This is a genomic window from Dickeya lacustris (assembly GCF_029635795.1).
Lineage (GTDB): Bacteria > Pseudomonadota > Gammaproteobacteria > Enterobacterales > Enterobacteriaceae > Dickeya > Dickeya lacustris.
This window is the reverse complement of record NZ_CP114280.1, coordinates 1,741,678-1,765,345: the sequence shown is the minus strand read 5'-3', so window position 1 is coordinate 1,765,345 and position 23,668 is coordinate 1,741,678. Positions and strand designations below refer to the sequence as shown.

The following is a 23,668-nucleotide window of genomic DNA, read 5'->3' as shown; positions in this document are numbered from 1 at the left end:
CCAGTTTTACTGAAATTGGAATAAACGTTCTATTATCAGCACAGGATAATGCTACCTCACACAGAAACCCGACACTCAACCAGAGATACCCGGCGGTATCGAAGGAGCAGCCATGTTTAACATTGCATTACTGGGCGCTGGCCGTATTGGTCAGGTACATGCCGTTAACATCGCCAGTCATCAGGACACCTGTCTGTACTCGGTGGTTGACCCGAACCCGGCCAGTGCCAGCGCATTGGCGGCGCGTTATCAGGCGCGCGTGCAAACGCTGGATGACGCCATGGCCGACCCGGCCATTCACGCGGTGTTGATAGCTTCCGCCACCGATACCCATGCCGATTTAATTGAGCGTGCCGCCCGGCATGGCAAAGCGATTTTCTGTGAAAAGCCGGTGCATCTGGATATCGCCCGGGTACGCGACTGCCTGAAGGTTGTTGAGCAGCAGGGCGTGCCGCTGTTTGTCGGCTTTAATCGCCGTTATGACGCGCAATTTCGCCGGGTACACACGCTGGCGCGTGAGGGCGCAATCGGCAAAACCGAATCGCTGATGGTGATTTCCCGCGACCCGTCCCCGCCACCGGCGGAATATGTGCGCGTGTCCGGCGGCATGTTCCGCGATATGACCATTCACGATTTCGACATGGTGCGTTTCATCATGGGCGAAGAGCCAGTATCGGTGTTTGCCCAGGGCAGCAATCTGGTTGACCCGGCGATTGGCGAGGCCGGCGATATCGACACCGCACTGGTGGTGTTCCGCTTCGCCAGCGGAGCGATGGCCACCATCGTCAACAGCCGTCGCTCCGGTTACGGCTATGACCAGCGCTTAGAGTTGCACGGCGAGCGCGGCGTGCTGCGCGTCGGCAACGTCCATGAGCATCAGGTTGAACACTGGGGCGATGCCGGATGTCTGGCGGCCAAACCGGAGCACTTCTTCTTGCAACGTTATCGCGAGGCTTACGCCGCCGAGTGGCGTCACTTCGTTGATGTGCTGCACGGGCGCACGCAGCCTGAGTGCAGCGGCGCGGATGGCGAGCGTGCGCTGTATCTGGCGGATAAAGCGCTGGAGTCGCTGGCAAGCGGGCGCGCGGTGGCATTGTGATATGACCCGGGCTGGCTATGTACCGGCCCGGTAATAACGCTGCAATGCCGCAGCAGCGGCATCGCGGCACCTCTACCTACACCAACGGATACCGAGACAACACCATGAAAAAAAACCTCACCCTCATGGCCGTGGCACTGGCTTTCGTCACGTCACCCGCTCTGGTACAGGCCCAGAACGAGCAAATCGTTTTTAGTACGCCCAATCTGGCCATGCCGTTTGAAGTGCATATGCAGCGCACGGCGGTCAAAGCGGCCAAAGACTTGGGCGTGAACCTGCAAGTGCTCGATAGCCAGGGCAGCTCGCCGAAGCAGGTGGCTGATTTGGAAAATGCCATTACCCGTGGCGCACAGGGCTTTGTGGTTTCCCCGAATGATGTGAATGCGGTGTCCGGTGCCGTGGGGGAAATTCAGGATGCCAAATTGCCGGTGGTGACGCTGGATCGCTCCGTTAAAACCGACAGAAAAGTGCCGCATTTTGGTGCGAATAACTACAAAGGCGGGCAGGCGGTGGCGGATTTTGTCAAAGCGCGTTTTCCCAACGGCGCGGATATTGTGCTGCTGACCGGGCAGCCAGGGTCGTCATCCAATATTGAGCGCACGCAGGGCATCCGCGACAGCCTGAAAGCCGGGGGCGCGAAATACCGCCTGGTGGTCGATCAAACCGGTAACTGGATGCGCTCGGAAGGGATGCGCATTGTTGAAAGCGTACTGCCTTCGCTGCCAAAGCGCCCGCAGGTGATTTTATCGGCGAACGATGACATGGCGCTGGGGGCGATTGAGGCGTTACAGAGCCAGGGGTTTAAGCCGGGAGAGGTGTTGGTGACAGGGTTTGATGCCGTGCCGGAAGCGCTTGCGCGCGTGCGCGATGGCTGGCTGGCGGCGACGGCTGACCAGCGCCCCGGTTATGCGGTCACGCAGGCGATGACGCAATTAACCAACAATATTCGCACCAAAGCGCCGATTACCGGTGCTGACTATCCGCCCACCATGATAACCAAAGACAACCTTAACGACGCAGAGCGAATCGGCGAAGCGGGCAAGTAAGCTGAAACGCGCTCTATCGGGCCATTCAGCAGACACACCACGCAGGCACCGGTCATCAGGCCGGTGCATAACGAGGGACATGCCATGACTGAACCTTTACTGAACATTCGTGACCTGACGAAAAATTTCTCCGGCGTGTTGGCGCTCAATCAGGTGCAACTGACGGTACTGCCCGGAGAAATTCATGCCTTGCTGGGCGAGAACGGTGCCGGGAAATCGACGCTGCTCAAGGCGCTGGCCGGTGCCCAGCCGCAGACCAGCGGCGATATTGACTTTAATGGCGAACGGCTGTCGCCGCAGGACTCACCGGTCGAGCGGCAAAAACGCGGCATCATCACCATCTATCAGGAATTCAACCTGCTGCCCAATATGACGGTGGCGGAGAACATGTTTCTGGGTCGCGAGCTGCAACGCAACCGCCTGTTTGTGGATGCGCAGGCCGTCAATCAGGAAGCCCGCACGGTACTGGAATATCTGCAATTAAACATTGAACCGACAACCCGGGTTGCCCGCCTGAGCGTGGCGCAACAGCAGATGGTGGAGATAGCCCGGGCGCTGACCCTGAATGCGCGTTTAATCGTGATGGATGAACCCTCGGCTGCCCTGAGCGACAGCGAAGTCGAGAGCCTGCACCGGGTGGTGCGCGAGCTGAAGGCGCGCGGTGTCAGCGTGATTTATGTGACGCACCGTTTGCATGAAGTGTTCCAGCTGTGTGACCGCTTTACCGTACTACAGGATGGCCGCTATACCGGTTCCGGCAAGGTGGCTGACATCGATGTGGCGGGCATCATCCGCATGATGGTCGGGCGCGATGTGGTGTTCACCCGCCGCCCCGCCTCGCAAACCCACCATCAGGACAAACCGGTCAGACTGGCGGTGAACGGGCTATGCCGCGAGAAACCGCCGCTCGACTCGCACGGCATCGCGCTGAACAACATCAGCTTTCAGGTGCATGCCGGTGAGATCCTCGGTATCGCCGGGCTGGTGGGGGCCGGGCGCACCGAAGTGGCGCGCTGTCTGTTTGGCGCCGATCCGTTCACCCACGGCGAATTCTGGCTGGACGGCCAGCCCTACCATCCGGTCGATCCGCTGCATGCATTGGAGCAGGGCATTGCGCTGGTGCCGGAAGACCGCAAAAAAGAGGGCGCGGTGCTGGGGCTGTCGATTCGCCATAACCTGTCGCTCTCTAGCCTGTCATCGTTGCTGCACTGGCGCTATTTCGTCGATACCCGGCGCGAAGATGCGCTGATTGAGTCCTATCGACAGGCGTTGCGCATCAAGATGGTCGATAGCGCTCAGGAGGTGCGCAAACTCTCCGGCGGCAATCAGCAAAAGGTGATTCTGGCGCGCTGTATGGCGCTCAAACCACGGGTGCTGATTGTTGATGAGCCGACGCGCGGTATTGACGTCGGCACCAAATCCGAAGTGCATCAGGTGCTGTTTGATATGGCAAAACAAGGCGTGGCGGTGGTGGTTATCTCGTCTGATTTACCGGAAGTGATGGCGATTTCCGATCGCATTATCACCCTGAGTGAAGGGCGGGTAACGGGCGAATTACACGGCGATGAGGCCAGTGAAGAGCGGTTGATGACCCTGATGGCCATCTGCCATGACACGCAACATGCCGCCTGAGGAGAATGAATGTATGAGTATGCAGCAACCGTTATTTCGTACCACCCTGCCGACCTCGTCGTCTGGCCGTCGGCGCATTGACCCGATCGCGTTTTTTGAACGCTTTGGCGTGTTTATTTTCATGATTTTGCTGATTTTCTTCTTTCAGTCGCAGAACAGCAACTTCCTGACTGAGCGCAACATCACCAACATCCTGACCGAAGTGTCCATCTACGGCATCATGGCCGTCGGCATGACGTTTGTGATTCTCACCGCCGGGATAGATTTGTCCGTCGGTTCGATTCTGGCGGTGTGCGCGATGACGGCGGCCTGGGTCATCAAAGGGGATAATTTCACCACCGTTGATGCGCAAGCCTGGGGCGGCATGAGCTGGCTGGTCGGGCTGGGGCTTTGCCTGATGATAGGCACGCTCATCGGGTTTTTACATGGCCTTGGGGTCACGCGGCTGCGGCTGTCGCCGTTTATCGTCACGCTCGGCGGCATGACCATCTGGCGCGGCCTGACGCTGGTTATCAATGACGGTGCGCCGATTGCCGGTTTCGACCCCGGCTATCGCTGGTGGGGGCGCGGCGAGATGCTCGGTATCTCCGTTCCTATCTGGATTTTTGCGCTGGTGGCGCTGATTGGCTGGCTGGCGTTGCACAAAACGCGCTGGGGGCGCTTTGTCTACGCCATCGGCGGTAATACCGAGGCGGCAAGACTTGCCGGTGTCAACGTGCGGCGTGTGCTGGTGAGCGTTTATGTGGTGATGGGGTTACTGGCGGGGCTGGCCGGTTTCATCCTCAGCGCCCGGCTGGGCAGCGCCGAGGCGGTGGCGGGGATTTCGTTTGAACTGCGCGTCATTGCTTCGGTGGTGATTGGCGGCACCTCGCTGATGGGCGGCTACGGGCGCATCAGCGGCACGCTGATAGGCTCCATCATCATGGGTATTTTGATTAACGGGCTGGTGCTGATGAATGTCTCGGCCTACTACCAGCAGGTGATTACCGGGCTCATCATCGTGCTGGCTGTGGCGTTTGATACCTATGCCAAAAACCGGCGCGGCGCGCTCTGATACGGGGAATAACACCGATGAAACAGGTAAGAATCGGCTTGATTGGCAGCGGCTACATCGGGCGTGCCCACGCCATCGCCTATGCTCAGGCACCGGTGGTGTACCCGCTCCAGGGCGAGCTGGTGCGTGAGATGCTGGCGGACGTGTCCCCGGCGTTGGCCAAACAGCGCGCGCAGGCGTTTGGCTTTGCCCGCTCAACCGGCGACTGGCAGGCGCTGGTGGCTGACCCGGCTATCGATGTGGTGGATATCTGCGCACCGAATTTCCTGCACCATGAGATGGCGATGGCGGCGATCCGCCACGGTAAACACGTCTATTCAGAAAAGCCGCTGGCGCTCAATGCCGCTGAAGCGCGCGCCATGGTGGACGCCGCGCGTCAGGCCGGTGTGAAAACGCTGGTCGGCTTTAACTACATGAAAAACCCGGCGGCGCTATTAGCAAAAGAGATTATTGCGCGCGGTGAAATCGGCGAGGTGACGCATTTCTACGGCACGCACAATGAAGATTATCTGGCTGACCCGTTAAAACCCGCAGACTGGCACTGCTTTCGCCATACCGCCGGGCTCGGCGCGCTGGGCGACGTGGGCGCGCACATCGTCAATATGGCGCACTTTCTGGTCGGCGACATCACCGAGGTGTGCGGCGATCTGCACACGGTGGTGGCCGAGCGGCCAGTGAGCGCGGGCAGTCATGAGCGGGTGACGGTGGAAAATGAGGATCAGGCCCATGCGCTGGTGCGCTTTGCCAGCGGCGCGCGCGGGGTGATTGAAGCCTCCCGCGTCGCCTGCGGGCGCAAAATGGGGCTGAGTTATGTCATCACCGGCACCCGTGGCGCGCTCAGTTTTACGCAGGAGCGCATGGCGGAGCTGAAACTCTACCGGCATGACGACCCGGTGAATCGGCAAGGTTTTCAAACCTTGCTGATAGGGCCACAGCACCCGGAATATGCCGCTTTTTGCGCCAGCGCCGGGCACGGTATCGGCTTTAACGACCAAAAGACGGTGGAAGTGCGTGACCTGATTGACGGTATCGCGGCGGATAAACCGCTGTGGCCGGATTTTGAAGAGGGCTGGCGCGTCTCCCGGGTGCTGGATGCCATCGTGCTGTCGCATCAGGCGGCGCGTTGGGTTGCGGTGCATGAGCAGGGATAACCGCCGTGCCAACGGGTGGTCGATTTCCTTATTTGGCTGACAGGAATGGGCGTTATGACGACGGAAAAGCAGTTTGATGTTATTTGCATGGGGCGCGTCGCCGTTGATCTTTACGGGCAGCAGATTGGCGCGCGTCTTGAAGACATGGGCAGTTTTGCCAAATACCTGGGCGGCTCCTCGGGCAATGTGGCTTACGGCACCGCCCGGCAGGGGCTGCGCTCCTCAATGCTGGCGCGGGTGGGCGATGAGCACATGGGGCGTTTTCTGCGTGAGGAGTTACAGCGCGTCGGCTGTGATACCCGCCACCTGATTACTGACCCCCATCGCCTGACGGCGCTGGTGCTGCTCGGCATTAAAGACCGGGAAACCTTTCCGCTTATTTTCTATCGCGATAACTGCGCGGATATGGCGATAACGCCGCAAGACGTCAGCGAAGACTACATTGCCTCATCGCGCTGCCTGGCCGTGACCGGCACCCATTTGTCACACCCGAATACCCGTGAGGCGGTGTTGACGGCATTAGGCTATGCGCGCCGAAATGGGGTCAAAACCGTGCTGGATATCGACTACCGGCCCGTGCTGTGGGGGCTGACCTCGCTGGGGGATGGTGAAACCCGATTTATTGCCTCGGCCACTGTGACCGCGCAACTGCAACAGGTGGTGTCGCTGTTTGATGTGATTGTCGGCACCGAAGAGGAGTTTCATATTGCCGGGGGCAGCACCGACACCGTGCAGGCGTTGCAACAGGTTCGCTTACATACCGGCGCGACGCTGGTGTGTAAGCGCGGCGCGCTCGGGTGCTCGGTGTTCACGGCGGCGATTCCCGCCGCGCTCGATGACGGCCTGACGGTAAAAGGCGTTCAGGTTGAGGTGCTCAACGTGCTGGGCGCGGGCGATGCGTTTATGTCAGGGCTGCTGCGGGGCTATTTGAGCGGCGAAGGCTGGGAGAAAGCCTGTGCGTATGCCAACGCCTGTGGCGCGCTGGTGGTTTCCCGCCACGGCTGTGCGCCAGCGATGCCAAGCCGTATCGAGCTGGATAATTATTTGGCGCGGGCCCATGCGGTGCCGCGCCCGGATCTTGACCCGGAGCTGAACCACCTGCATCGCGTCACCACCCGCCGCCAGCAGTGGGACGATGTGTGCATCATCGCCTTTGATCACCGCATTCAACTTGAAGAGATGGCGCTGGCGTGCGGGGCCGAGCTCTGCCGCATTACGCGTTTGAAACAGCTGATCCTTCAGGCCGGTCAACAGGCGGCGGAACAGGCGGGTCTGCTGCCCGGCCATGCCGGACTGCTCTGCGATGGTACCTTTGGCCAGGAGGCGCTTAACGCCATCACCGGGCAGGGCTGGTGGATTGGCCGCCCGATTGAGTTGCCCGGTTCACGCCCGCTGGCGCTGGAGCACGGCAACATCGGCTCGCAACTGGTGAGCTGGCCGCTGGAGCAGGTGGTGAAATGCCTGGTGTTTTTTCACCCGGAAGACGACAGCCCATTGCGGCTGGCGCAGGAGCGGCAGGTGGCCGAGGTCTATCGCGCCTGCTGTCAGTCCGGCCATGAACTGCTGCTGGAGGTGATTTTGCCTGCCGACATGCCGCGCAGCGACGCGCTGTATCTGCGCGCCATCACCCGTTTTTACAACCTGGGTATCCGGCCTGACTGGTGGAAGTTACCGCCGCTCAGTCGTGATGGCTGGCAGCGTTTATCGGCGTTACTGCACGCGCGTGACCCTTACTGCCGGGGCGTGGTGATCCTCGGGTTAGATGCCCCGCTGGACAGATTACGCGAGGGGTTCAACGCCGCCGCCGGTCAGCCGGTGGTGAAGGGGTTTGCCGTCGGGCGCACGCTGTTTGCGCAACCGGCGCAGCAGTGGTTGCGCACGGACATCGATGATGAGCAATTGATCGATGACATCAAACATAACTACCTGCAATTAATAGCGCTTTGGCGTCAGCGCGGGTGATCCGTTTACCGTTATCAGAAGGAAGCGACAATGAGCGTACAACTGGGTATTAATCCATTGACCTGGACTAACGACGATTTGCCATCGCTGGGGGCAGACACGCCGCTGGAAACCTGCCTGAGTGAAGGACGGCAAGCGGGGTTCGCCGGGTTTGAGCTTGGCAATAAGTTTCCGCGCCAGTCAGGGGTTCTCGGGCCGATACTGGAGCGGCATGGGCTGAGTCTGGTTTCCGGCTGGTATTCCGGCCAACTGCTCAGTCGCAGCGTCAGTGAGGAAATAGCCGCCATACAAGACCACCTCGCGCTGTTACGCGAACTGGGGGCGAAGGTGATGGTGTTTGCCGAAGTGACGGGGGCGATTCATGGCGAACAACACACGCCGGTACACCTGCGGCCCCGTTTTCCGGCGGCGCGCTGGCAGGAATACGGCGATAAGCTCAGTGAACTGGCGCACTACACCCGCCAGCACGGGGTAGAACTTTCTTACCACCACCATATGGGCACGGTGATTGAAAGCGCAGAAGACATCGACCACCTGATGAACCACACCAGTGATGCGGTGGGGTTGCTGCTGGACACCGGGCACCTCACCTTTGCCGGTGCCGACCCGCTGGCGGTGGCGCAACGCTGGGCCGCGCGCATCAACCACGTACACTGCAAAGATATCCGCCCGGACGTATTAAAAGACGTTAAAAATCGCAAAACCAGCTTTCTGGATGCGGTACTCAGCGGCGTGTTCACCGTACCGGGCGATGGCTGTGTCGATTACCCGTCGCTGTTCCGGTTGCTGAAAGCGCAGGATTATCAGGGCTGGCTGGTGGTGGAGGCCGAGCAAGACCCGGCCATCGCACATCCGCTGACTTACGCGACGCTGGGGTTCAATAACCTGCAACGCTTTGCCCGTGACGCCGGGCTGATTTAAGTTGCGCTTATCAGGGAGGCGGTGATGTCTGAATTATTGTCGCGTTATCACGCACCGGATGCGCAAGGCCGCATCCAGCATATTACCCCGCAGCGCGCAGGCTGGCGTCACGTCGGTTTTGAGGTCTATCAGCTCTCTACCGGGGCGGTGCTGACGCTTCCGGCGGTGGCGCAAGAGCGCTGCCTGGTGTTGGTGGGCGGCCTTGCCAGCGTGCGCACGCCGCAGGCGTACTTCGCCGATATTGGCGAGCGCATGAATCCGTTTGAGCGCAAGAAACCGTGGTCGGTGTATGTGACGGCGGGAGAGTGCGTGACCGTACAGGCGCAAACGCCGCTGGAGCTTGCCGTGTGTGCCGCCCCTGGCCTTGGCACCTATCCGACCCGGCTGATAGCGCCGTCGGATGTGGCTGCCGAGGCGCGCGGCAGCGGGCGCAACCGCCGTTTCGTGCACAATATTTTGCCGGAAGATAAAGCGGCAGACAGCCTGCTGGTGGTCGAGGTGTACACCGACGAGGGCTGTACCAGCTCCTACCCCAGCCACAAACATGATGTCGATAACCCGCCGCAGGAAACCTGGCTGGAGGAGACTTACTATCACCGGCTCAACCCGCCGCAGGGCTTCTGCCTGCAACGGGTTTACACCGAAGATAGAACGCTGGATGAGTGTATGGCGGTCTATGACCGCGATGTGGTGATGGTGCCGCGCGGCTACCACCCGGTGGCAACGCTTGCTGGCTACGACAGCTATTACCTGAATGTGATGGCCGGGCCGGTGCGCCAGTGGCGTTTTAGCTGGGAGCAGGATCACCAATGGATAAACAGCGCACAATATGCCGCGCGGCACGGCGGATGAGGCGGTAATGAATCGAAGCGGTCGCCCTGTTGGTTGCCTGACTGACAGGGTGCCTGGCCGACTATTGTTTTATCAGGCCAACTACCGCTGTACCAGGCCAAAGACCTCTGACAGGCATTTCTCACCGCCTTACCTGACCGCCACACCATGATGACGCCGCTGTCGCAGGGCCGAATCGCCTGCTATCTGTTTCTCTCTGTTAGCGCGCTCGTTGATAATTAACGTCATCGGCGAATACGCGCTTTTCTTTTTTTATTATTGAAAATAGTAGGGTAATTCCCTTTTTTTCTGGCTGCAGACAGAAGTATTCCGCGCTCAGAATATCTCTCTTTGCCCCCCGTTTTATGGTGTGCCGATAGCGAAAACATTTACGGAATATCATTATCCGGCGGCTAATTACGAATATCAGTAACAAGGATTTATATCATTCGATTTTATTTTACCTGCAATTTTAGATAAAAACGGAATGGCTTTTCCAAGATACTAAAAACGTATTTCATAACAATGTGTTTACATGGTATGTTTTTTACAGCAAGGGAGTGTTCTGGTTAATATAATGAAAAATAAACTTATTATATCGATTGCAGACGGAATTCATGATGCGCTGCCAATAGCGCGTCAGCAATTTCGTACGCAGTTAGCGCGCGATAGCTTTATCTTATGGTCATTACCGCAGTTTAATGCAGAAGAACTCGCGCGAACCCCGGTGTTTCCCTCTGATGCTGAAAGCGTTGAGGAGAAAAATGCCGCGTTACATGGCGCATTATTGTCTGCACATTTTGAGGCGGGTTTATGGCCGGTAGTCTATCAGGGAGAGAATGATGGACATTTAATTCGTCATGTTTGCCCCATGAAACATGCCGGAGATAAAATCAGTTCTCAGGGAGGAAAATATGATTTTTATCCGCATGTTGATAATCCCGATCTCCGAATAACCGGAGAGAAACCGCATGAATTTATGGGCAGTTGTCCTGATACGCTCACCTTGCTGTGTCTGCGCAAAGAAAAAGGGGTTAACACCAGTCTATTAACGTTGGATGCCGTTATTTCAGCACTGTCAGACGAAACAAGAGAAATACTCTCACAGCCGATCTTTAAGGTAAACAGACCCGCCAGTTTTGACGGGCACAGTCACGTTGAGGGTGTTCCAATATTGGTTTGTGATGCCGGTGTTTGGTATTCGAGGTTTGACTGGCATAATCTCAGCGGTTTAAATGCGGATGCCGAAGCCGCGCTGAACCGTATGCGCCATGTTTCTCTGGATCGCGAACTTTGGTTTGATGCGCCATTAGAACCTGGCGATGCAATTACATTTCTCAATCAGAGAACGTTACATACCCGTAATGCTTTTGAGCCACGTTTTGATGGAACCGACCGCTGGCTATTGCGTGTATTTGGCATGATGAAACGTCCTCTTGATACACAATTACTCGATTCGTCTGTTTGTCTTCATCATTTACGTACAATTTAATTGGGAAAATTATGCTTGAATTTATTGATTCCTCACTGTTTGTTGAGGGCAGTATTATCTCTAAATATCTCCTGGCGGGCGTGTTATTGCTGGTTGTGGCCTCATTTGTTGCGGGATATATTGATGCGATAGCCGGTGGCGCAGGACTGATTCTGATACCGGCTTTTATTCTTACCGGATTGCCGCCACAGCTGGCGTTGGGGCAGGAGAAACTCGTCAGCACGATTGGTACGATTGCCGCGATAAAAAACTTCATTAAGAATAAATCGGTAATTTGGTCTGTGGTGCCAGCCGGTCTTATTTCAGCACTCGTCGGTGCGTATGTCGGTGCCAAGGTTATTTTATTACTGCCTGCTGAAACATTGTCACTAGTGATTGTCGTTCTATTACCTATTGGCTTAATTGCCGCAACGATAAAGGGAAAAATAAAGAACGTCGAACAATCTAACGATAAGCATGCATTCTTACCTATTTTTCTGGTGTGCTTTACCGTTGGTTTTTACGATGGCTTTTTTGGCCCGGGAACCGGTAGTCTTTTTATTATTGCACTCACTGTAATCAACCGCTTCCAACTGTTACAGGCCTCTGCAACGAGTAAAATATTCAACTTCTCATCCAATATTGGTGCCTTTGTTGCTTTTGCCATTGCAGGGAAAATGGCATATGTAATCGGTGTGCCGATGATAATATCCAGCCTGATAGGTAATCATATTGGTAGTCTTCATGCGATAAAAACAAATGGTGAAATTATCAGAAAAGTTCTTTTCATCTCGGTGGGTGTTATGATGATTACACTATTAGTGAAGTATTTTCCTGGGTATTGATAATGATGCATGATAAATCGATTACCGTTCGTTTGGCGAACGGTGATGATATTGAGGGAGTGAAAGCGTTACTGGAATGCCATCACGTCAAAAATCTTACTGCCGAACAGCGTGAGAATGGTTTTGTCACAACAGATATGACGCCCTTGCAACTCAGCCAACTGAGTGAGCAAGAGCATGGCGTTATTATTGCTGTTGATGAGCACAGCGGGCGCATTGTCGGTTTGCTGCTAGGGGCGTCATGGGCGTTTTTAAAACCCTGGCCTATGTTTGATTATATGGCCGGTATTTTAAAAGATTACACCTTTGATGGTGAGGCGCTTGATATCAATACCTCATATCAATACGGCCCAATTTGTATTGATGAGGCATTTCGTAGTCAGGGGATTGGCGAATCATTATTAGCGTATCAGCGGCAGGTTTTTGCCTCTCGCTATCCGGTTGTTGTGACGTTTGTCAATGTACTCAACCCTCGCTCTTACGCCTTTCATCTGCGTAGTCATTTTAAGGATTTGGGCCATTTTCACTTTAACAACAACCAATACTATATGCTGGCGATGTATACGCGTGACTGAGCCAGTCGTGTCAGAGTGAAGCCAAATCAAGATAAGCTGTATAAAAAAAGGATCTCGGTGAGATCCTTTTTTACGCGAAAATATCTGCCCGCCGGAATGAGCCTAATAGCCCTGACGCGCCTTTTTCACCTCTTCGCCTAACTGCCACACCGCCATCGCATAATGCACGCTTTTGTTGTAGCGAGTAATGGCATAAAAGTTAGGCAGGCCGTACCAGAACTGGTAGTAACTGCCCATGTCGAGGCGCAATAGGCTGGCTTCTTGCGCACCGCCTAATGAGGCGTTCGGGCGCAGCCCGGCGGCGGCAAGCGTTGAGAGCGAATAGTGGGTTTTAAAGCCGGTTTCCAGCGCGAACGTTTGACCGCTGGCGGGAACAGCGACCTGGCCGCCAGACTGCCAGCCATTGGATTTAAAGTAGTTAGCGACGCTGCCAATCGCATCGACCGGGTCCCACAGGTTGGGTATGCCGTCGCCGTTAAAATCTACCGCGTATTTTTTGAAGGCCGACGGCATAAACTGGCCATAGCCCATGGCCCCGGCAAAGGAGCCGCGCAGTGTGAGCGGGTCAAACCCATCTTCGCGCGCCATCAGCAAAAAATACGCCAGCTCGCTTTGAAAATACTCGGCGCGACGCGGGTAGGCGAACGCCAGCGTCGCCAGCGCATCAAGAATACGCGTTTTCCCCATCACCCGGCCCCAGCGCGTTTCCACCCCGATAATGCCGACGATGATCTCCGGCGGTACGCCGTAAACCTGCTGGGCGCGGTTTAGCGCATCCTGATACTGGCTCCAGAATGCGGCCCCGTATTGCACCGTCTCTGGGGTAATAAATTGCTGGCGATAACGCAACCATGAGCCATTCGGCGTATTTGATGGCGTGGCAGTTGAGGGGGCAGGTGCCTGTTTATCCATCAGGCGAATTACCCAATCCAGACGCTGCGCCTGGGCCAGAATGCCGCGCAGTGACTGGCGCTCGAAGCCATGCTGTTGCACCATCCGGTCTATAAACTGGTTGACTTCCGGGCTGTTGGCAAACTCGCCGTTGGCGAGCAGGCCTGCCTGTGCCGATGCATTAAACGCCGAGGACGCTGGGGTTTGCGCGCGTTGACCTGAAGGATTAAAAAAACCGCCGGTTGGTACGGTGGATGACGGCCCGACACCCGTCACGGTGTTGTCATTCGACGATTCGGCAGAGTGATTGCTACAGGCGGTTAACGCCATCAGTAAAGGAATAACAGCAATTAGGCGACGCATCAGATATCCATATAACCAAGCCATAAAAATGTGGCGGCCATGTTAGCGCAACCGCAATTTAGCGCAATCATCCTGGCGAAAAACTGAATGGGTTGACGGGCTTATCGCCGCTATCCGGTGGCTTTTCCCGGCAATGTGCTTTTTTATTGGCTGACATCAAAAGCCGGGTGCAAAAAAATGCGGGTAATCACTGGCATATTGTGATGTTTGTCACGAAAATGGCGGCATTCATACGCCCGATAGCGATACGTCCGAGGTGAGTGTCGTGGCGACGGGGAATGCGGAGCAGATAATGGATATTATTGGCATCATTATGTCAGCGGGGAAAGCCTCGGTTGACGTTGCGCTCTACACATTACTGCCGATTATGGTGGTGATGCTGGTCATGATGAAATTCCTTGAAGCCAAAGGGGTCGTTGATGCGCTGGTACGCGTGATGGCTCCGGTACTCAAACCGTTCGGTTTAACCGGCATGAGCACGTTTGCGTTAATTCAGCTCAATTTCGTCAGTTTTGCTGCACCGCTGGCCACACTGTCGATGATGGAGAAACGCGCCACCTCCGATCGCCATATGGCGGCAACGCTTGCCATGGTGTTTGCGATGGGGCAGGGCAATGTGTTTTATCCGTTAACGCCATTTGGCCTGCACTGGGCGCTGTCGATTCTGATTTCGGTGGCAGGCGGGCTGGCTGCGGCCGCCATCACGTATCATGTGTTGGCGCGCCGCTTATCCACCCGTGAAGGGCAGCATAGCCGCGATATCCCGGCAGAGGAGCCGGGCGCGAAAGGGATAATTGCGATTATTAACAGCGCTGGCGCTGATGCCATCCGGCTGGCATGGGGGTCGGTGCCCATGTTGATTTTGTCACTGAGCGTGGTGGGCGTACTGGAGTCCGCCGGTGCGGTGCGTGCACTGGAGCGAGGGTTGTCGCCATTGCTGGCTGCGATAGGTATTTCACCGGTTTTTGTCCTGCCTGCGCTGGTGAAATGCCTGGCCGGTGGAACGGCCTATTTTGGCGTGGTTTCCGACCTGATGGCGCAAGGAAAAATGACCGCCAGCCAAATCAACGCATCAGCGGGGCTACTGGTTCAGACGCTTGATTTACCGGGCATCGGCATTTTCCTTGGCGTTGGCGCGCGTTTTATTCGGCTGTTTCGCTATGCCGCGACCGGTGCCTTGCTGGGGATTGCGCTGCGAGCCGCACTGCATGCGGTCATTTTCTAGCGCCACTGCTGATGCCGGGAAAACGAATGGCTGAATGAAAACGAATGGCTGAATGCGTCGCACAGCGACGAGCGTAGCATCAGCCGAGGGCGGTGCCGCATTGCTGACAAAAACGTGAGTCTGGCGTTGCGGAAAACTGGCAATTTGGGCAAACAGGCCCTGCATTATGATTAATAACGGAAGGCGTATTATGAGAGTGGTGGTGTTGATGACGGTGATGTTGTTCGTGATGACGGTGGCGGTCATGGTGGTGACTTAATAATTTATCAAAAATACCCATAAGTTCTTCTCTTTTCAGGTAAAAACTATCCATATCAGGTGAAACACTCCATAACGCCATGCCGACGCTTCGGTTATGGCTATTCGGTTGATTCAACACCTTGTCGTTACTACAGAGTCAAGTGCTGCGATCGCGCAGGGTAAGAAGGGTGAGGCTTGCCGGATAGAGCGCTACCCGACCCACTGAATGTTGAAGGCGGCCATCATCGGGACGTCTATCAAAAGCGGCCATCAAAATAAGCCGTTGTGAAGGGCTCGATGTTCTTGCTGGCTGGCGCATCCTGTGACATCGCCTTACCGAAGAAGATTGCGGCGGCCAACAACCGCTGTTTTTCTTGCCACCATGTAGACGCATCTGGCGGTAGCAAAATCTTATTATGCGTCTCATGCCACCCACACGCCGCAAGCGGTGTGATGAATCGATAGCGTACGCTAAAAAGCCTGTAACGGCGGGGTACCCGAGCTCATCTGCGGTCAGATGAAGGCTATTTGCTCTGTGGTGAGTAGTGTCATGATAACCCACGTTGATTCGGCCAACAGCGCATGGCGCAGAGCGGTTTCTGGCGTGCTGGAATTTGGCTTAAGGATGCAAAAGTAGGGCCGACAACGAGAGGTTAAACATTAAATGCTCTAATGTTTTATATCGAAAAAAGAGCATTTGCATGAGAAAGTAGTGTATAAATCGCTGCATTTGGTTTTTTTTAACTAAAATTTAACATTGGTCGCTATTTTTTATGATCGCTTAATTAACATAAAATAAACAATCTATTTACATGGGAATTTTTATGTGTTTATATCCTCGACGTTATAAACGTAGCCACACTTAGAGAGGATTTAATTCTAAGGAATGACTCTGATTTAAATCGTGAAAATAGTTTCCTGAAAATCATGCTGGGTATTATCTACGTATAAAGGGATTTTTATGCTATCTAATATTTATGACATTATTGGTGTCGGATTCGGTCCTGCGAATTTAGCGCTGTCCATATGTATTGATGAGAACAATGAAAAGTTAAAATATCCCGCATCACCGTTGAAAAGCCTGTTTTTTGAAAAGAACGAATCTTTTTCCTGGCACCCTGGCATGTTAATCAACGATGCCACGATGCAAATATCATATCTAAAAGATTTAGTGACTCTGCGAAATCCTGCTAGCCCATTTAGCTTTCTGAACTATTTACATCAAAAAAACAGGCTTGAAGATTTTATTAATTTAAAGAGTTTCTACCCAACCCGGGTGGAATATTTTGACTATCTTAATTGGGCCGCACAACAGCAACAGGATTGTGTGCGATATGCACATCGTGTTGATGATATAAAACCGCGGCGATTATCAGATGGCAGCACGATTGTTGAGGTGTGGGTTACGGATTTATCCAACGGCACTCAACATCGCTTTTTGACAAAAAATCTGGCTGTCGCGACAGGGATTGTACCTAAGATGCCCGAGATACATCAGGTCTCAGCGTCCGTTATTCATAGTTCACAATTTCTCCCGACAATTCAGAATATCCCTTCATCTGACACAAAGAAATTTTTGGTGGTTGGTGGTGGGCAAAGTGCGGCTGAAATTGTTAATCATTTATATGACCGATTTGACAACGCGACGGTTACATCTGTTTTTTCTACGTTCGGATTTAAACCTGCGGATGACAGTCATTTCGTAAATAGAATATTTGATGCAGAAAGTGTTGATATGTTTTTTAGCGCATCGGCATCGCTAAAAAGCAAAATCATGGATACTCATGCTGATACTAACTATTCCGTGGTAGACGGTGATCTGATTGCGGAAATTTACAAAAAGGTTTATCAGGAAAAAGTTAACAATCAAAAAAGAATACAGCTAAGGCAATTAACTCGATTGAGTAGTGTTAAGCACGTTGGGAGTAAACCTATCGCTACATTACATAATCTAAAAACTGATGAAATTTATACGGAAGAATTTGATTATATCATAATGGCGACAGGATATCGGGTTCCAGACATTACTGAACTATTCCCTTCTGCATCTGAACTGATAGCACTGGCTGAAGATAATAGTATTACACTCGATCGCAATTATAGCGTGAGTATTAATCGTCCCTTGGCAGGGAAAATCTATTTACCTGGCATGTCAGAAGCGCATCACGGTCTATCCGCTACCTTGCTATCGCTATTACCGATAAGAGCCAACGAAATTGTTCGTGATGTCACGAATACCCTGAGTGTTAAAGCCGCTTCGGTGTCAGCTGAGGTCGTCAATGCCAATTAAGCAGAATTTCGATGTTGTGGTGCTGGGCGCAGGTATTCTTGGAGCTGCGACAGCACATGAACTGACCCGCAGAGGTTTAAAAACGGCGCTGTTGGAGCGTGGCGTGCCTGCACAAGGCTGTACGTCTTACTCTGGCGGTATTGTGCGGGTGTTATCACAGCAGTGATTACCTGACGGAACTTGCTGCCAATGCCTTCAAATATTATCTGGATTTTGAGGGAAATACGGGCGTTCCTGCCACCTTTATTCGCACAGGGTATCTCTATTTCCCTCCGGTGCAGGATAAGGCCCGGGTTCAGGAAAAAATTCAGCAGCTTCAGGCAAAAATAGACATTGAATGGCTGGATTACCGGCAAGTTGCTGAGAAATTTCCCTCTATCCGTTGTGAGGATGGGGCGGTTTATGAAGCTAAAGCCGGTTATATGGCACCCGCTGAGGTCACTCGGGCATTTATTCATGCCGCGACTGCGAAAGGTCTGGCTGTTTATCCTGGAACCGAGGTCTACAGGCTTATTCGCAGCGGGAACCGAATTGTCGGTGTGGCGACATCACAAGGCGTATTTACTGCCGGTCATGTGGTCGTCGCCATGGGGCCTAATACCCCCATGTTTCTGGACAAAAATAATATCCCTCACCATTTATGGTCACAGCGTATTCAGGTTGATATCAGGAAACCTTCGTCGGCGATTACCGGTCATCCGGCATGGATTGATGATGTGCATGACTTGAACGGCCGACCCTGTGAAAACGGTGATTTTCTATTGGGCTACCCCACAAATGATCGTGTATTTGTCGATGGCGTTGCGCCCGGCAGCACTATATATAGCGACGTCACCAATATGATGGGGCAGAAAAGGTTCGATTGGGTTAGCGGCTCTGAACAACGAGGCGCCTGGTCGAGTTTTGACTGTTATTCACCGCAGGGGACAGGGGCTGCCGAAAGCATTGATGGAATAGCGTCATTAAGCCTGTTAACCGGTTATTCGGGGGGCGGATTTAAATTAGCGCCAGAGTTAGCCAAACGCCTCACTGACCACATTATTAAGGAATAAACATGTCGTACAAAAATATTAAAGGTGTTCTTCCTGTCATACTCACTCCCTGGGATGAGAATTTCGATATACATGAAGAAGACTTCTCCAGGCAAGTTAATTATTGCTATGAAGTCGGTGCTGACGGCATTGTTATCGGTCAGGTTTCTGAATTGATGCGAATGAATAGCCGTGAGCGCCATCAAATTACCGATTTAGCCGTTAAATATGGTAAGCCCGGTGGTTTTGTCGTGGTGAGTACCGGGGCTGAAAGCACTAAAAATGCCATTGAATATTCTTTATATGCACAAAATTCCGGTGTTGATGCTGTGCTATTGATGCATCCGTCGACTTCGCCATTAACCGAAGAAAGAATGCATAAGTATTATCGTGATGTGATACAGCAGTTGAGTATTCCAGTTATTATCCATCATGCTAAAAGCTATGCCAAAACACCAATGACAATAAAAATGCAGGCCGACCTTTTACACGAATTTGGCGCTGACAGAATATTATTTAAACCTGAGTCGTCACCGTTACCGCCAAAACACACTGAGTTACAGCTTGCTACCAATAACCAGGCGCGGATTTTTGAAGGTGATGGTGGCATGATGATTATTGACAGTTTCTTTCGGGGGTTGTACGGCTCTATTCCGGCGACTGACTGCGTTAAGTATGTGGTTAAAATATGGCAGGCTCTGCAAGCCGGGGATATGCAATATGCAGAGAAAATTGCTTACCCACTCTCTTATATGATGTGTCAGATGATGAATAGCATTGACTGCTATCAGCACCTTTCAAAACATATTCTACATCGCAAAGGTCTTATTACGCATCCTCGTGTCAGGGAGCCTGTGGATTCTGTCCCTGATGCCATCACCTATAAAGAGATTGATAGAATTATTTCTGTATTGGATAACATCTGCGAATAAAAGAGGAAAGCATGAAAAGTTGGGCGCTTACTATTGAATTACGTAACCAAAAAGCTGTAGATATCTATCGTGAAATGCACGTTAATCAAATTCCAGAGATTCATGCTGGCGATGGTGCTTTAGCTAAAATTGGTGTGAAAACCATGCAAATCTTCTTCATGAAACCCAATATGTTATTTATGTATATGGAGACGATTGATGATTTTATACCGTCGCGGGAATTTACTCATGCACTGACGTTGAATCCCAAAGTGAAGGAATTCGATGATTATGTTCATGGGGAACTGTTGCAACGGGTATTTATGAATGACGGGCCTACGGAATGGGCGGTAATGGATAAATTCTATCAGTTCGACGCCAGACCCGATCCGGTTCAGTATTAATACACGTTTAGTTTCTCGCCTGTTAATGTCGCATCCAGCAACATGTATTACGTACATGTTGCTATTCAGAAGAGATGAATAATGATAGCTGAACATAATGTAATTTTGTTGGATTGCACTTTCCGTGACGGTGGGTATTATACCAACTGGAATTTCGATGAAGAACTCGTCAATATTTATTCCCCTGCTATTGTTGAAGCGAATGTCGATATTATGGAGGCGGGGTATATTTCAATAGATGCAACGGGCTGTGGTCGTTTTAAAATACAAAACGTCTCCGATTTTAACTTCTTGCCCGTAATTCCTGGTAAGTCCTGGGCGGCGATGATCGACAGCAAAGCGCTTCTCTGTCGGGATAACTGGCAAGACATTACTCGTGATATTCTGAAAAAACCAGCACGCCCTGTTATAGATGTGATTCGTATTGCCAGTCATTTTAATCAGCTTGAGCAGGTTGACCGCCTCTGTGAGATTATTTCTTCCTTAGGCTATCGTGTTGTATTGAATTTAATGCAAATTGATTTGGCCAGCGAGAGTGAACTGGCTACGGTATTTGATAAAATATCAAAAATAAATTGTGCGGAAACGGTATATCTGGCCGACTCTTTTGGTTCGATGATTCCCCATCGGGTGACGGAGCTGATTACGCGTTTAAAGAAATCCACATCCGCAAATATTGGATTTCATGCCCATAATAATATGGGGCTGGCACTTGTGAACAGTTTAACGGCTATTCAGGCTGGGGCAAACTGGATTGATGCGACCTTTGCAGGAATGGGGCGAGGGGCTGGCAATGCCGCGACGGAAGAACTCTCCGAATTACTGAAGAAAACGGGTGATGAAACACCTGCGGTAGATATATTGCTTAACCGACACATGAACGTGTTGAAAACCACCTACAACTGGGGTGGCGACGTGTTATATCGTCGGGCAGGTAAAAAGAAAATACACCCTACGTATGTGCAGTCTCTCAAAGATGCTGATTTACCTGTTGAAAGAGTCTACTCATTATTAGAGAAGATACCTGAATCTTCTCGTTCAACTTTTAATAATACTCTGCTGAAGGCATTGATACATGAGAGTTGAACAATTCTCCCATATTGTATTTGATATGGATGGCGTACTGATTGATAGTAATCCGTTTAAAATTTCCGTCGCAAAGCGAGTGATGCAGTCGATATTACCTGAAGCGGCGATGGTATTTGCTGAACACTTTCGTAAAAATTTTGGTCAGACCCGAAAAGCGCATTTTACCTGGGCGTATGAGAATGTGTTGGCTCGGCATGGGTTTACTGAAGAGATAGTTGATACTCTTATTGAACAATATGGCAAGCTAATAGCAGAGAATTATGCGAGTTGTGACGTCACTGCTGGCACGCGTTCTTTACTGTCGCAATTACATCGCCCTTGTTATGTTCTGACTGGCTCTGATCAGCATGAAGCCAGAGCGCTGTTGGGCGGACATCAACTGAATACCCAATTTGTCGATATTCTGGGTGGGCCGGTAAATAAGTCAGATAATCTTAAAAATGTCATTCATACCTATGGCATTAATCCGGCTGAATCGGTCTTTATCGGAGATGCCTTACATGATTTTGAAGTCGCCAGTCACTTTGGTTTATCTTTTATTTTAGTTACCCAATATATGCCTTTTGATAATCAAGCCTTGATTGAGAAAGTTATTTCATCAGGCGGCTATGTGATCGATACATTATCTGATTTACTGATTGATAGGCTCAATAAATGAAAATCAACAAGCATACCACTAAATTAAGTTATGGTTTGAACTCACGCGGTCTTATTTTTCCGATTAGCACCCTTGGCGGTATGTCATGTTCACTGCCCCCAAAGGCGCGATCAACCTTTCACCGTCATCATGAAACCGAGGTGTTTTTGATAACCTCCGGTCAAGGTCGTGTTTACGTTGAAGGAGGGGGGACGGAGGATGTCGTGGCAGAAGATATTATTTATATCGATTCGCTTAGTGGCCATACGATTGAAAATATCTCTGAGAATGAAGATCTGCGTTTTACCACCGTGTATTGGGTTGATAATGTCCAGCCATCGCGCACTGATTTACCTAAAGAGACATTGTTAATTTCAACGCCGCCTACGCCAAACGGTGATTTACATCTTGGGCATTTGTCCGGGCCTTATCTTGGCGCAGATATTTATCGGCGTTATCTGTCACTTAATGGTGTGACCGCCCATCACTTGACTGGCCGGGATGACAACCAAACTTATACCAAACGTATTGCCAGCAAAGAACAGCGTTCGCCTGAAGATGTGGCTGATGATTACGCTGATAAAATCTGTAAGACCTGGAGTGACGCCGGTATTGAACTGGATTTTTTCTCCAGCCCACAGACGACGAAAAACTATTATGCTCGTGTTAACAGCATTATTGATCGTCTGTATGAGCGTGGTTTTATTTTTAGCAAGGAAGTGAATGAACTCTATGATGTTAATACGGGGTTCAGTCTTCATGAAGGTTATATCAAAGGAACCTGCCCTCACTGTCACAGCGCTTCAGATGGTAATGCCTGTGAACAGTGCGGCAGACCAAATGATTGCGTTGATCTGATTAACCCCACGGGAACGCTGCCGGAAACGGTCGTAGGTAGCCGGACAATTAAAAAGCTCTATTTCCGGCTATCGGCATTAGCGCACCCGCTCGCGGAACTGACGGCGCAAAGTAATATGTCACCCCGCGCTCGCGCGTTGACGGAAGGAATGCTGGCTGACGGTTTACCCGATATCTGTATTTCCCATCGTTCAGATTGGGGAATTCCTGTTGCTATTGCTGGGTTTGAAGATCAGGTTCTGTATGTGTGGTTTGAAATGGCGGCAGGTTATCTGGCGGCGGATGAAGCATTGCATCCACAGCAACCCTTTTTCAAAAATAAGCAATGTGACATTGTTCATTTTTATGGGTTTGATAATGCTTACTACCACACATTATTATTCCCGGCCATCTACTATGCATTGGATGAAGAATACAATGTACCCGTTAATCATGTGATTAATGAGTTGCTCTATTTACGAGGCGAGAAATTTTCAACCAGCCGTCGCCATCTCATTTGGGCTGCAAAACTATTGGCGAATGTCTCGACCGATTATGTCCGCTGGGGGCTGGCTCGCTCGCGTCCTGAAACCACGAACGAGAATTTCGATCTTGAGCTTTTTATTGATGCGATTAATGATTTTTTCGTTGGTACATTACAACAGCATTTAACGGACAGTTGCCAGCAACTGAATTTACAGTTTAAGGGTGAAATGCCAGAGCCGGGGGCATGGTCAGCGCAGCATACCGCTTTCTATGAACGTATTAAGCAGTTAGCGGCCGGTGTCGAGCATTCCTATCGTGTTGATGCGTTTTCACCGCAAACGGCCACATCCCGGCTTGAGGAAATGGGGCGTTTAACACGTCAATTCTTTCATGCTCAGTTAAAGCATGAAGCGTTACCGGCGTTATATAATTATCGGCGCACGACGTTTGCTCTGAATTTTTGGGCATTAAAGCAATTTGCCAGCCTTGCTCAACCGATTATACCGCAAAGCAGTGAATATATTCTTAAGCTCCTTGGTCAGGATACGGTGAGTTGGAAAAACCGTAACGACTTTATTCATAGCACTCATATAATTCATGAATGGGATGAGCAATTTTTTAAAAACATTCTCAAGGATAAAGATAGTATTGAGCAGATTTGCCAAGTAAATTAAAAA

Annotated in this window: 23 protein-coding genes; 20 read left to right on the top strand and 3 right to left on the bottom strand. The window is 51.8% G+C overall.

Annotation, left to right across the window (positions count from 1 at the left end):
* Positions 1 to 112: 112 nt before the first annotated feature.
* From iolG to O1Q98_RS07920, 11 genes are all read left to right on the top strand, one after another.
* On the top strand, positions 113 to 1,099 hold the full coding sequence (iolG, locus tag O1Q98_RS07970) for an inositol 2-dehydrogenase (protein WP_125258346.1): 987 nt from the start codon (positions 113 to 115) through the stop codon (positions 1,097 to 1,099).
* Positions 1,100 to 1,224: 125 nt separating this feature from the next.
* Complete coding sequence (locus O1Q98_RS07965; RefSeq protein ID WP_416232403.1) at positions 1,225 to 2,145, top strand: substrate-binding domain-containing protein; 921 nt, start codon at positions 1,225 to 1,227, stop codon at positions 2,143 to 2,145.
* An 84-nt stretch (positions 2,146 to 2,229) separates the two neighbouring features.
* Positions 2,230 to 3,777, top strand: coding sequence for a sugar ABC transporter ATP-binding protein (locus O1Q98_RS07960; RefSeq protein ID WP_125258348.1), 1,548 nt, complete (start codon positions 2,230 to 2,232; stop codon positions 3,775 to 3,777).
* Positions 3,778 to 3,790: 13 nt separating this feature from the next.
* Positions 3,791 to 4,831 carry an ABC transporter permease gene (locus tag O1Q98_RS07955; protein WP_125258349.1) on the top strand — a complete coding sequence of 347 codons (1,041 nt, stop codon included), beginning with the start codon at positions 3,791 to 3,793 and terminating at the stop codon, positions 4,829 to 4,831.
* Positions 4,832 to 4,848: 17 nt separating this feature from the next.
* Positions 4,849 to 5,982: a Gfo/Idh/MocA family protein gene (locus tag O1Q98_RS07950; protein WP_125258350.1), complete on the top strand. Its 1,134-nt coding sequence runs from the start codon at positions 4,849 to 4,851 to the stop codon at positions 5,980 to 5,982.
* Positions 5,983 to 6,036: 54 nt separating this feature from the next.
* A complete protein-coding gene (locus O1Q98_RS07945; protein ID WP_125258351.1) occupies positions 6,037 to 7,944 on the top strand; it encodes a bifunctional 5-dehydro-2-deoxygluconokinase/5-dehydro-2-deoxyphosphogluconate aldolase in 1,908 nt (635 codons plus the stop codon).
* A 30-nt stretch (positions 7,945 to 7,974) separates the two neighbouring features.
* Positions 7,975 to 8,865, top strand: coding sequence for a myo-inosose-2 dehydratase (iolE, locus tag O1Q98_RS07940; protein ID WP_125258352.1), 891 nt, complete (start codon positions 7,975 to 7,977; stop codon positions 8,863 to 8,865).
* A gap of 24 nt (positions 8,866 to 8,889) precedes the next feature.
* On the top strand, positions 8,890 to 9,717 hold the full coding sequence (gene iolB / locus O1Q98_RS07935) for a 5-deoxy-glucuronate isomerase (protein ID WP_125258353.1): 828 nt from the start codon (positions 8,890 to 8,892) through the stop codon (positions 9,715 to 9,717).
* A 556-nt stretch (positions 9,718 to 10,273) separates the two neighbouring features.
* Positions 10,274 to 11,188: a TauD/TfdA family dioxygenase gene (locus tag O1Q98_RS07930; RefSeq protein WP_164512951.1), complete on the top strand. Its 915-nt coding sequence runs from the start codon at positions 10,274 to 10,276 to the stop codon at positions 11,186 to 11,188.
* An 11-nt stretch (positions 11,189 to 11,199) separates the two neighbouring features.
* A complete protein-coding gene (locus O1Q98_RS07925) occupies positions 11,200 to 12,012 on the top strand; it encodes a sulfite exporter TauE/SafE family protein (RefSeq protein ID WP_125258355.1) in 813 nt (270 codons plus the stop codon).
* 2 nt (positions 12,013 to 12,014) lie between these two features.
* Positions 12,015 to 12,587 (top strand): GNAT family N-acetyltransferase, encoded by a 573-nt coding sequence (locus tag O1Q98_RS07920; protein ID WP_240632712.1) that lies wholly within the window; start codon positions 12,015 to 12,017, stop codon positions 12,585 to 12,587.
* Positions 12,588 to 12,689: 102 nt separating this feature from the next.
* Here O1Q98_RS07920 and mltB read toward each other — a convergent pair whose 3' ends face one another.
* Positions 12,690 to 13,841 (bottom strand): lytic murein transglycosylase B, encoded by a 1,152-nt coding sequence (mltB, locus tag O1Q98_RS07915; RefSeq protein WP_125258356.1) that lies wholly within the window; start codon positions 13,839 to 13,841, stop codon positions 12,690 to 12,692.
* Between the two features lie 292 nt (positions 13,842 to 14,133).
* On the opposite strand from mltB, the gene O1Q98_RS07910 reads away from it, so the two are divergent.
* A complete protein-coding gene (locus O1Q98_RS07910) occupies positions 14,134 to 15,066 on the top strand; it encodes a nucleoside recognition domain-containing protein (protein WP_125258392.1) in 933 nt (310 codons plus the stop codon).
* Between the two features lie 79 nt (positions 15,067 to 15,145).
* Here O1Q98_RS07910 and O1Q98_RS07905 read toward each other — a convergent pair whose 3' ends face one another.
* A complete protein-coding gene (locus O1Q98_RS07905) occupies positions 15,146 to 15,406 on the bottom strand; it encodes a zinc-ribbon domain-containing protein (RefSeq protein ID WP_269975622.1) in 261 nt (86 codons plus the stop codon).
* 157 nt (positions 15,407 to 15,563) lie between these two features.
* A complete protein-coding gene (locus O1Q98_RS07900) occupies positions 15,564 to 15,713 on the bottom strand; it encodes a hypothetical protein (RefSeq protein WP_269975623.1) in 150 nt (49 codons plus the stop codon).
* Between the two features lie 554 nt (positions 15,714 to 16,267).
* On the opposite strand from O1Q98_RS07900, the gene O1Q98_RS07895 reads away from it, so the two are divergent.
* The 8 genes from O1Q98_RS07895 (at position 16,268) to O1Q98_RS07860 (ending at position 23,665) form a co-directional block, all read left to right on the top strand.
* Entirely contained in the window at positions 16,268 to 17,596 is a 1,329-nt protein-coding gene (locus O1Q98_RS07895) for a lysine N(6)-hydroxylase/L-ornithine N(5)-oxygenase family protein (RefSeq protein ID WP_125258357.1), read from the top strand.
* Entirely contained in the window at positions 17,586 to 17,762 is a 177-nt protein-coding gene (locus tag O1Q98_RS07890; protein ID WP_278143406.1) for an FAD-dependent oxidoreductase, read from the top strand. Before O1Q98_RS07895 ends, O1Q98_RS07890 begins: the two co-directional genes overlap by 11 nt.
* Entirely contained in the window at positions 17,695 to 18,648 is a 954-nt protein-coding gene (locus O1Q98_RS07885) for an NAD(P)/FAD-dependent oxidoreductase (RefSeq protein ID WP_278143404.1), read from the top strand. Before O1Q98_RS07890 ends, O1Q98_RS07885 begins: the two co-directional genes overlap by 68 nt.
* Positions 18,649 to 18,650: 2 nt before the next feature.
* Positions 18,651 to 19,559, top strand: coding sequence for a dihydrodipicolinate synthase family protein (locus tag O1Q98_RS07880; protein ID WP_125258359.1), 909 nt, complete (start codon positions 18,651 to 18,653; stop codon positions 19,557 to 19,559).
* 11 nt (positions 19,560 to 19,570) lie between these two features.
* Positions 19,571 to 19,942 carry an L-rhamnose mutarotase gene (locus O1Q98_RS07875; protein ID WP_035339986.1) on the top strand — a complete coding sequence of 124 codons (372 nt, stop codon included), beginning with the start codon at positions 19,571 to 19,573 and terminating at the stop codon, positions 19,940 to 19,942.
* Positions 19,943 to 20,023: 81 nt separating this feature from the next.
* The gene (locus tag O1Q98_RS07870) at positions 20,024 to 21,028 is read left to right on the top strand and encodes a beta/alpha barrel domain-containing protein (protein WP_035339987.1); all 1,005 of its coding nucleotides are present in this window, start codon (positions 20,024 to 20,026) and stop codon (positions 21,026 to 21,028) included.
* Positions 21,018 to 21,689, top strand: a complete 672-nt coding sequence (locus tag O1Q98_RS07865) for an HAD family hydrolase (RefSeq protein ID WP_035339989.1) — start codon at positions 21,018 to 21,020, stop codon at positions 21,687 to 21,689. The genes O1Q98_RS07870 and O1Q98_RS07865 overlap by 11 nt, the downstream gene beginning before the upstream one ends.
* Entirely contained in the window at positions 21,686 to 23,665 is a 1,980-nt protein-coding gene (locus tag O1Q98_RS07860) for a class I tRNA ligase family protein (RefSeq protein WP_125258360.1), read from the top strand. The genes O1Q98_RS07865 and O1Q98_RS07860 overlap by 4 nt, the downstream gene beginning before the upstream one ends.
* Positions 23,666 to 23,668 lie beyond the last annotated feature (3 nt).